We start from the raw sequence: 10170 nt of genomic DNA, 5'->3' as shown, positions 1-10170 counted from the left end.
TGGCCGGGCAATATCAGAGAACTGGAAAATGTCATAGAACGTGCCGTATATATGACAAACGGTTCCGTTATTACGGCTTCATCATTGCCTTCATTTATGTTACCTTCAAAATCAGAAGGAAATATGAATAATATACGGTTGAGTGAAAAAGAGAAAATTATTTCATCTCTTGAAAAAAATAACTGGGATATGAAAAAAGTCATTGCGGAACTTGCTATCCCAAGAAGCACATTATATTATAAGATGAAGAAATATAATATCGTCAGAAATAAAGGCGGAGGGAAAGCCGTGCAGCAGGTGCTGGACCAATTGTCGGAGGAGCAGATTCGTTCCATCGTGAGGCTTGCGGATTACCTGAAAGACGTTTCAATGCCGAAGTGAAGACGCGGGGAGGCATGAAAAAAGGAGGGAAAGGCGCTTTTACGCCGCTCCCTCCCTTTTTGTATTGTCGCTTATCGTCAGATTTTGGCGGCGGTGAGAAGATCCGCCACGGCGTCGCGCTTTTCCCAAGTGAATTCGGGAAGCTCACGGCCGAAGTGGCCGTAGCAGGAGGCCTTGGTGTAGATGGGGCGCTTGAGGTCGAGGCGCTTGCAGATAAAGTAGGGGCGCAGGTCGAACACTTCGCGCACGATTTCCGTCAGTCTGTCATCAGGCAGCCTGCCGGTACCGAAGGTGTGCACCAGCACGGAGACGGGTTCGGCCACGCCGATGCAGTAGGCTATCTGCACTTCGCAGAGCTCGGCAAGGCCGGCGGCCACGATGTTCTTGGCCACATAGCGGGCCATGTACGCGCCGGAACGGTCTACCTTGGAGGGATCCTTGCCGGAGAAGGCTCCGCCGCCGTGATTGCCCATGCCGCCGTAGGAGTCCTGGATGATCTTGCGGCCGGTGAGGCCGCAGTCGCCCATGGGGCCGCCGATAACGAAACGGCCCGTGGTGTTGATGAAGATTTCGCAGTTCTTTTCGTCGAAGTAGCCGGTGGGCTCCAGGATGGGGCGTATGACTTCCTTCTTCACGGCTTCCACAATGTCGTCGTGGCTGACCTTGGGGGAATGCTGGGTGGAAATGACTACGTTGTTGATACGCACGGGTTTGCCGTCGATATACTCAAAGGATACCTGCGTCTTTCCGTCCGGGCGGAAGAAGTCCACAATGCCGTTCTTGCGCACACGGGCAAGCTGGAGGGAAAGCTGGTGCGCCCAGTAGATGGGGGCGGGCATGAGGGTGTCAGTTTCGTTGGAAGCGAAGCCGAACATCATGCCCTGGTCGCCCGCGCCCTGGTCTTCGGGATTTTCGCGGACCACGCCCTGGGCAATGTCCGGGGACTGCTTGTCGATGGAAGAAATCACGGCGCAGGTCTGGGCGTCGAACCCCATGTCGGAGCCGATATAGCCGATTTCCCGGATGGTGCGGCGCACAATGGCGGGCAGGTCGGCATAGCCCTTTGTGGTGATCTCGCCGGCCACAATAGCCATGCCGGTAGTCACCAGGGTTTCACAGGCTACATGGGAATCGGGATCCTGCGCCAGCAGGGCGTCGAGTACGGCGTCGGAAATCTGGTCGGCCACTTTGTCGGGATGGCCTTCGGTGACGGATTCGGAGGTGAAAAGGTATCTGCCTTTAGAGGGGATCATGTTCTCTCCTTGAAGTTCACTGTGCGCCCGGAGGCTACGGTAGGGACTGGACGCCTTGGGCCGGAAGCGCCCAGAGAGGGGGCATATCTTTATATCAAGTTATGGTAATATGCCGTTTCGGGAGATACTATACACAGGCCGGTGCGGACTGTCCAGCTTCTTGACGGGATATCATGGGAAGGCTATCCCTGAAAGAAAAGGAAAACAGAAGGATGGCTCCTGGCATGGCCGCAGGGTCCTCCTGCTTCTCAGCCTGCCCGGGAGTTTGTCATGCAGCCGTTCTATCAAGGAAAAATCGACAATTTCTGCGCCATGTACGCGGTGCTCAACGCCCTCCAGGTGCTTTTCAACCTGGGGCCGCTGCAGGCTCGCAGGATTTTCAACCGTACGCTCTCCGCACAGGCGGCGGATCCCGAGGAGTTCAGCCGGATTCTGGAGCACAGGACCGATTACACGGCGCTGGTGGATTTCATGCTCGACGACGTGCGGCGGCACGAGTTTCCTGCCCTTCAGGTGCGCGCGCCCTTTGATGCGAACGCCGGCAGTGAAGAGGTGTGGGAAACGCTCCGTTCCTGTGCAAGGCCCCCCATGCCCCTGGTTTCGGTATTCCGTTTTCTGCGCATCGCTCCGCCTTCGGAAAAGCCCTATGTGGATCATTGGACGGTGGGGCATTATATGGATATGGAAGGGCTGCACTTTCTGGACTGCAGTCTGGAGGCGGGCGCGCTTTACTGTCTGCCGTATGCGAAACTTACCGATGCATGGCGGCCGCTCAGCCGCGAGTATGTGGTCATACCGCCGGAGAGCGTGCGCATACTTTCGCATGCCCGTTCTTTCGGGCTTCCGCTGTAGTTTTGCGCCGGAGGGGAGCTCTGCCGAGTGTACGGGAACGGCGGGTTGTGGCATGATGGGTGCATGGAGGATGCCCCGCATTTTCTCCGGGGCGGTTCGTTTTTTCAGCCGTCGGGCGTGCCCCGGGCTGTGTTCTGTAAAAAAAGGTTGATGGGCTGATATGGCGCTTACCTCACGGCAGAAAATGGGCGCGGCCGCCCTTATCATGGCGTTCAGCGTTCTTGTCTCGCGTTTCATGGGGCTTTTCCGCGACAAGATCATTTCCTGGCAGTTCGGAGCGGGGGGAGAAGCCGACATTTATTTCGCGGCTTTTGTCGTCCCTGATTTTCTGAACTATCTTCTGGCGGGAGGTTATGTTTCCATCACGCTCATCCCGCTCTTGTCCCGGCGTTTTGAGGAGAATGAGGCCGACGGCTGGCGCTTTTTCGGAACGGTGTTCTGCTGGGCCACGCTTTCCATCGGGGTGCTTTCGCTCCTGGCATGGGCAGCCGCGCCCGCGCTCGCCCCTCTGGTCGCGCCGGGGTTCGACGCGGCCCAGTGCGAGAGGCTGACTTCTTTTCTGCGCATCGTACTTCCTGCCCAGGTCTTTTTCCTGCCCGGGGCATGCCTTTCGGCCGTGCTTTATATCCGCCATCAGTTTGCGGTGCCTGCGCTCATGCCCCTTTTGTACAACGGTTTCATCTTGCTTTTCGGCGTGGGGCTGCCGTATCTCGGCCTTGCCCGGGGCATGGAGGGATTCTGCTGGGGTGTGCTTGCAGGCGCGGCCGTGGGAGCTTTTCTTCTTCCCCTCGTTACCGTACGCGCGGGCGGATTCCGCTTCATGCCCGGCCTTGCGCACCCGCTTATGAAGAAGTTTCTCTTCATGGCTCTGCCGCTCATGATAGGGCAGTCCGTGGTGGTGCTCGATGAGCAGTTCGTGCGTATTTTCGGAAGCCTGGCCGGAGAAGGGGCCGTGAGCCTGCTCAACTATGCCCGACGCATCATGATGGTGCCCGTAGGCGTGGTGGCCCAGGCTGCGGGCGTGGCCTCCTTCCCCTTCCTGGCTTCCCTTGCCGCGCACGGGGATATGGAGAAATTCCGCGCCACTCTCGGCAGTACCATGAAAAACAGCATGATCGTGGCCGTTCCCGTCACGGCCTGGATGATCACTGCCGCCGGCCCCGTGCTGGGCTTCATTTTCGAGGGCGGAAGCTTTTCTTCTTCCCACACCGTGGGGGCGGCTCCGCTTCTGCAGATCATGATGCTGGCCGTGCCCTTCTGGCTCCTGCAGCAGGTGACGGGGCGCGCCTTCTACGCCATGCAGGACACGCTCACCCCCGCCGTGGTGGGCACGCTGGCCACGTTCCTGGCCGTGCCGGGATATCTTGTTTTCATTCCGCTTATGGGGGCGCGGGGAGTTGCGCTGGTGACCACGGCCTGCATCGCCGTGTACGCCCTGGTGCTGCTCGTCATTGCCGAGAGGCGCTTTGCCGGGGGTGCCTTTGCCGGGATATGGGGCGTAGCGTGGCGCAATACGCTTATTTCCATGCCCGGCTGCGGCATCATGCTCGCCGTGATGCATGACGGCTTCCGCCTGCTTTCCGGTCTGCATCCCCTGCTTCAGCAGTTTCTCGTGCTTCTTACAGGCGGGATTCTGTTCGTAGGCTCCTGGTTCGTGCTGACCTGGTTTTTCCACCGGGATTATTTCTATGTGGTGGCCTCTCCCTTCCTGCGGCGCGTAAGGCGCACAGGGCAACGCTGACGGAGGAATTCCATGAATGTCGTACGCGCAAGTCATGCGGGCTTCTGCATGGGCGTGGCGCTGGCCCTGCATAAGCTCGATACCATAGTAGCGTCCCGGCCCGGCGAAAGAGTGGCCACTCTTGGGGAAATCATCCATAACCCGCAGGTGCTGGAAGACTACGCGCGCAAGGGTGTGCAATGCCTTCATTCCGTGGGGGAGGCCGAGGCCGACATGTCGGTGCTCATCCGTGCCCACGGCATTCCGCGGGATGTGGAGGCGGAACTTCGCCGGCGTTGCGCCAGGGTGGAAGACGCCACCTGTCCCCGGGTGAAGAAGGCCCAGCTTGCCATAGCCGAGGCCACGGCCTCTGGTCGGGAACTTCTGCTTTACGGCGAGGCGCAGCACCCCGAGGTGCGGGGCCTGATTTCCTACGCGGCGGGGGAGAGTCGTATCTTTTCCTCCCTTGCGGAGATGGAGGCCATGCTGGAAAAAACACCGCCGGAAGGGCGCTCCGTGGTACTTGCGGCCCAGACCACGCAGGACAGGCAGATTTTCGACGAGATGAATCGTCGCCTTGTGGCGCGTCTCGGTGCGTCACTCGTTGTTCTTGACACCATCTGCGACGCTACGCGCGAGCGCCAGGAGGAAGCCGGGGAAATCGCCGCGCGAGTGCAGGCCATGGTGGTGGCGGGCGGTAAATCCAGCGGCAATACGAGGCGCCTTGCGGAGCTGGCCAGGATGCGCGGCGTACCTACGGTGCTTGTGGAAACGGCCGGGGAACTGAACGAGGCGGATTTTGCCGGAGTACGCGCTGTGGGGCTTACCGCGGGGGCTTCCACTCCCCGGTATATCATCGACGAAGTGGAGAAAAAACTGCGCGCTATGGCGTAAGGCTCCCTTACGGAAGATTGCGGGTCGTGAGGCCCGGGGCATGGCGGAAGTAGCCTTGCGGAGCGCGAGGTGTTTTGTAGGTATCTTCGGGCGAAAGGCCGGGCAAGGAGAAGCAATTTTTCTGCAATATATTGTAACAGGAAAAAAGGTGCGTTCGACCCCGCTCCGGGCTATAGTCGATGCAGATCGTCCCGGAGGATATTGCCATGCCCGATACCGAAACTACCCCTACTGCTTCCCTTTCTCTGCTGGTTGTCGACGACGATCAGGATATACGCGACCTCATGGCCGACTATCTGCGGCAGCACGGCTTTCTGGTGCGTGTGGCCGACGGCGGCAAGGCCATGTTTGAAAGCCTTGAGCAGGAAAAGCCCGACCTTATTGTACTTGATATCATGATGCCCGGCGAAGACGGCCTGTCGCTCTGCAGGAAGCTCCGCTCTGCGGAGGGGCTTTCCTCCCTTCCCGTGATTTTCCTCACCGCCCTCGGCGATACTGCCGACCGTGTGGTGGGCCTTGAGCTCGGAGCCGACGACTATGTGGTCAAGCCTTTCCAGCCGCGCGAGCTTCTGGCCCGTATCCGCGCCGTGCTGCGTCGTTCCGGCCGTGCGACCGACGTGTCGGCCGAGGCGGGCAGGCCGGAAAAGGCCTACCATTTCAGCGGCTGGACGCTGGACGTTTCCGCCCGCCATCTTATCGCGCCCGGGGGTATGGTGGTGAACCTGAGCGGGGCGGAATACCGGCTCCTCACCATTTTTCTGGAACATCCGCAGAAGGTGCTCAGCCGCGATTTCATTCAGGACGAGCTCCAGGGGCAGGAAACCGACCGCAGCCCCTTCGATCGCAGCCTTGATGTCCAGGTCTGCCGTCTGCGCGCCCGTCTGCGCGACACCGGCGACGGCGACAAGGGCCGTGAGAACAAGCTCATCAAAACTGTGCGCGGTGACGGCTATGTGTTCACCAGCGCCATTACGGTGGAATAGCCATGGCTGCGGAAAGCCGGAAGATTCCTTCTCCGGGCAGGGGCGCGCTTTCCCGCATGCGCCGTTTTTTCGTGCGGCTTACGCCCGATTCTCTGTTCGCGCGGCTCATTCTCATTTTTTCCGGCGGTTTTTTCACCATGCTGCTGCTCACCACCATTTACGCCGGGGAGTCGCGGCACTTCTACTTCATGCGCGGGCTCATGGCCGACCGGGCCCGCCGCATGGCTGAGGTCGCAGCTCTTCTGGATGCCACCTCTGCGGAAATCCGTTTCGTGCTGCGCGAGCAGTTCAACAGCCGGGGCTTTTTTGTGAGCTTCACTTCCTCCTGCCCGTCGCTCACCGTGAACGATGAGGATCTGCGCGAGGCTTCCGTGCTCATGGAATACATGTTGAACCTTTCTCTTTCCCGCTTGTACGGCGACAGCAGGCCGCATCACGGCAGGATGATGCATGGAGGAGACAAGAGGATCGACGAGGTGCCCCGCCGCGCCATGCTCGCCGTGCGCGAGCTGAACCTGCCGAGCCCCATGGAGTCTTTCGGGCAGTCGGTCTGGCAGTATTTTTCCAAGGCCAAGCGGACCAGGGGGCCTTCCGTGTATCAGGCCACGGCCGTGGTACCCCTGCACGACGGTACATGGGTAGTCATTGAAGATTCCGCCCCCGGTTATCCTCCCATGCCGTATTTTCCCTTTACCAGCATCATTGCCATTGAAATGTTTTTCGTGGCCATAAGCCTGCTGGCCTTCTATCTATGCGTGAAGCCTCTGCGCCGCCTGGCCCGCGCCGCCGACCGCTTCGGCCGCGATATCAGAACTCCGGCTCTGCCGGAAACCGGCCCCAGTGAGGTGAGGGAGGCCGCGCAGGCCTTCAACCGCATGCAGACGAGCATACGCGAGTTTCTGGATGAGCGCGAACGCACCCTGGCCGCAGTGTCGCACGATCTGCGTACCCCGCTCACCCGCATGCGCCTGCGCGTGGAGCAGCTCGACGAAAGTCAGAGAGCGCCCCTTCAGAAGGACATAAGCGAGCTTCAGCAGATTATGGATACCACCATTGATATCGCACGCAGCAAAAGCGAAAACGTGGCCATGGTGGATGTCATGTCGCTCATTGAAAGCCTTGTGGAAGACAGGCAGGATATGGGGCTTGATATTCAGCTTGAGGAGCGCCTTCAGGATCCGGAGGCCATGTTCTCCATACGTCCGCTTTCGGCAAGGCCTCTCAGTATGAAGCGCTGCCTTGCCAATCTTATGGATAATGCCTTACGCTATGGGGGACATGTGGTGGTGGATGTTGTGGATGGGGACGACATGCTCTCCGTCGTCATTTCCGACAGCGGCCCCGGTATCGCGGAAGCGGAACTCAAAAAGGTGTTTGAACCTTTCTACAGGGTGGAGCGGTCGCGCAACCGCAGTACCGGCGGCACCGGGCTCGGGCTTTCCATTGCCCGGAGCATGGCCCGCATGCACGGCGGTGACGTGACGCTCGAAAACCGGCCCGAAGGGGGGCTGCGTGCTACGGCCACGTTCCGCCGCTCCCCGGGCGCAAGATGAAAAGGAGTACGCTATGCATCGCATTTGCCTGATTGCCGTTTTTTGTGCGGCCTTTACCCTTGCGGGTTGCATGCCTCCCCCGCCTCCGCACGAAGGACCGGGCTATGACGCTCCGCGCAGTGACGGGCATGACTCTCCGCCGAGAAGGCCTGCGCACGAGGCTCCACACATGGATTACTGGGGACCGAGGTGGCTGTAAGGCTTCCCTGAGCGGGTGACGCTTGAGAAGCAGTCGCCGCCTTTCGCCGTAAAGGCCTGCGTTTCGCGAAAAATACGGCTCTTCAGCGCATGCATGGGTTGCGTACCCGTCTTCAGGGAAGGCGGCTTTTTCTGAGGCTTCGGCTTTCTGAAAGCGCGCCGGAGAGTGCTCCGAAGGTATGGTCTGTCTGCAGCCTCTCTTTGTTGCCGTCATGCGCCCGGGGCCCGGTTTCTGCCCGCATGCCTGGGTAAGGGGCGTTTCTCTTCCTTCCGCCGGAAGGCGGGAGGGGAATTTTTTCAGGAGGTTGTCGTGAGAGTTTTTCCCCTTGTGCTGAGCTGCCTGTTTCTGGTTGGTTGTGTTCCTCCTCACCATGATTACCATACTCCGCCTCCTTCCCATGGAACGTATCGTCCGGCCCCGCCCCGTCCGAAGCCTGCGGTAAAGCCTGCCCCGTCCCGTCCGAAGTCGGAGGTTCATCGTCCTTCTCCGGCGCCTGGAAAGCCCGATGCTCCCCGCCCGAACCCCGGCCCTCATGACGGTCGCAGGTAGGTTTTGAAGAGCCCCGACATTTTGCCGGGTCGGTTCGTGAGTTCCGTCTTTTGTATTGAGGGTCGGTGTCCGTCGAATGTTTCTTGGCATCGTCTTGTCTCTTGCCCGCATGTGCAGGAGCGTACCATGAAAGTATTTCCCCTTGTCCTGAGCTGTCTTTTTGCGGCATCTGTTTTTTCCGTCCCCGCCGGTGCGCAGCCGCATCCCCCGGCGGTTCCTCAGCCTGTCTATGCGCAGCCGGCAAAGTCCGCCGTACAGAAGCCTGCACCGAAGCCCGTGAACCCCTCGGTGAAGAAGCCCGCGCCCAAGCCTGCGCCGAAAAAGCCGGAACCGTTCCGTCCGGCTCCGCATGATCCGGGGCGGGACAGATAATCCCTCGCTCCTTTTCTGAGCGACGAACGATGAAAAGCCCCTCCGTTTTTCCGGCCGGAGGGGCGTTCAACTATGGTGAACACATGAGATTCCACACCCTGTTACTGGTATGCGCCCTGTTTTTTCCCCTGTCCTGTGAAGGTGCTCAGGCTTCCCAGCTTCTGACGGCCAGGCAGCAGGCCAGAGTCACGCCTGCGGTCAAGGCCGTGAGCAGTGTGGCCCCTGCCGTGGTGAACATCACAAGCACGCTGGCGGAGCGCCGTTCCTCCCGTGAGCTCATGCCTTTCGACTTTTTCTTCGGTATGCCCGGCCGCGATCTGCGCAGCGAGGCCATAGGCTCCGGTATCATCATCGACGGCCGCCGCTCTCTGGTGCTCACCAATGCCCATGTGGTGAACGGAGCTTCCGAGATTTCCGTTCGACTGCTTGACGGGCGCACCTTTTCCGCCGACGTGGTGGGTGCTGAACCGGATTTCGATATTGCGGTGCTGCGCCTCAAGGGGGCAAAGGATCTGCCCTTCGTAGCCATGGGCGATTCCACCGACCTCATGCCCGGGGAAAGCGTCATTGCCATAGGCAACCCCTACGGATTTTCTCATACCGTGACTACGGGCGTCATTTCCGCACTGGATCGCACCATAGAAGCGGAAGACGGCGTGTTCACGGACCTTATTCAGACCGACGCCGCCATAAATCCCGGCAACAGCGGAGGGCCTCTTCTCAATATTCTCGGCGAGCTTGTGGGGGTGAACACCGCCATTTACGACAGAGCCCAGGGCATAGGCTTCGCCATTCCCATAAGCAAGGCGCGGCGTGTGGTGGATGAAATCCTTGATCAGGGGCATGTCAGCACGCCGTGGCTCGCGCTCATCGGGCAGAACGTGGATCCGCGCACGGCGCGTTATCTGCGCCTTCCGGAAGCCGAGGGACTTCTGGTAACGGAAGTCTTCAAGGACGGCCCGGCGGAAAAGGCGGGCATACGTCCCGGCGACGTAATCCTGGAGCTTGGCGGCAACCGCGTTTCCGACCGTGACAAGTTTCTTTCTCTTCTGCGCAACCATCAGCCCCATGCCCCGGTATCGCTGAAGGTATGGCGCGACGGCAAGGAAAAGTCCTTCACCCTGAAGACGGCGGATTTTGATGACGAGACGGCGGAAAAGCTGGCCTTGCGCCGATGGGGGATCAAGGTGAAGGACGGGAAGCACGGTGCCCTGGTCACCGAGGTCAGGGAACAGTCCCCGGCCGGTCGTCTGGGCCTTCAGAAAGGCGACGCCGTCACGGCCGTTTCCGGGCGCGCCACGAAGACGAGGAAAGATGTTCTCGATGCCTTCCGCCGCGATTTCCTCAAGCGGCAGGTGCTGCTTCAGGTTTTGCGCGGAAACCGCCTGTATCAGGTGCGCATGGGCCTGTAGGA

The 10170-nt window shown here is 59.9% G+C and carries 8 protein-coding genes; 7 read left to right on the top strand and 1 reads right to left on the bottom strand.

Features of this window, described 5'->3' with window-relative positions; all coding sequences use genetic code 11:
- Positions 1 to 381: helix-turn-helix domain-containing protein (locus tag K8W16_RS01660; protein ID WP_304120585.1), on the top strand; the 381-nt coding region annotated here is incomplete at its 5' end.
- 77 nt (positions 382 to 458) lie between these two features.
- Here the strand turns inward: K8W16_RS01660 and metK are convergent.
- Positions 459 to 1634, bottom strand: coding sequence for a methionine adenosyltransferase (gene metK / locus K8W16_RS01655; protein ID WP_304120583.1), 1176 nt, complete (start codon positions 1632 to 1634; stop codon positions 459 to 461).
- A 270-nt stretch (positions 1635 to 1904) separates the two neighbouring features.
- On the opposite strand from metK, the gene K8W16_RS01650 reads away from it, so the two are divergent.
- From K8W16_RS01650 to K8W16_RS01625, 6 genes are all read left to right on the top strand, one after another.
- A complete protein-coding gene (locus K8W16_RS01650) occupies positions 1905 to 2486 on the top strand; it encodes a hypothetical protein (protein WP_304120581.1) in 582 nt (193 codons plus the stop codon).
- 160 nt (positions 2487 to 2646) lie between these two features.
- Positions 2647 to 4227: a murein biosynthesis integral membrane protein MurJ gene (murJ, locus tag K8W16_RS01645; protein WP_304120579.1), complete on the top strand. Its 1581-nt coding sequence runs from the start codon at positions 2647 to 2649 to the stop codon at positions 4225 to 4227.
- A gap of 12 nt (positions 4228 to 4239) precedes the next feature.
- Positions 4240 to 5100, top strand: coding sequence for a 4-hydroxy-3-methylbut-2-enyl diphosphate reductase (gene ispH / locus K8W16_RS01640; RefSeq protein WP_304120577.1), 861 nt, complete (start codon positions 4240 to 4242; stop codon positions 5098 to 5100).
- A 206-nt stretch (positions 5101 to 5306) separates the two neighbouring features.
- Positions 5307 to 6083: a response regulator gene (locus K8W16_RS01635; RefSeq protein WP_304120576.1), complete on the top strand. Its 777-nt coding sequence runs from the start codon at positions 5307 to 5309 to the stop codon at positions 6081 to 6083.
- A gap of 2 nt (positions 6084 to 6085) precedes the next feature.
- Complete coding sequence (locus tag K8W16_RS01630) at positions 6086 to 7636, top strand: ATP-binding protein (RefSeq protein WP_304120574.1); 1551 nt, start codon at positions 6086 to 6088, stop codon at positions 7634 to 7636.
- A gap of 1203 nt (positions 7637 to 8839) precedes the next feature.
- Positions 8840 to 10168, top strand: coding sequence for a trypsin-like peptidase domain-containing protein (locus K8W16_RS01625; RefSeq protein ID WP_304120573.1), 1329 nt, complete (start codon positions 8840 to 8842; stop codon positions 10166 to 10168).
- Positions 10169 to 10170: the final 2 nt, after the last annotated feature.

Origin of the sequence: Mailhella massiliensis (assembly GCF_020741395.1) — a bacterium.
Classification (GTDB): Bacteria; Desulfobacterota; Desulfovibrionia; order Desulfovibrionales; family Desulfovibrionaceae; genus Mailhella; species Mailhella massiliensis_A.
Note: the sequence above shows the minus strand (reverse complement) of the source record. Positions and strands in the feature narration are given on the sequence as shown.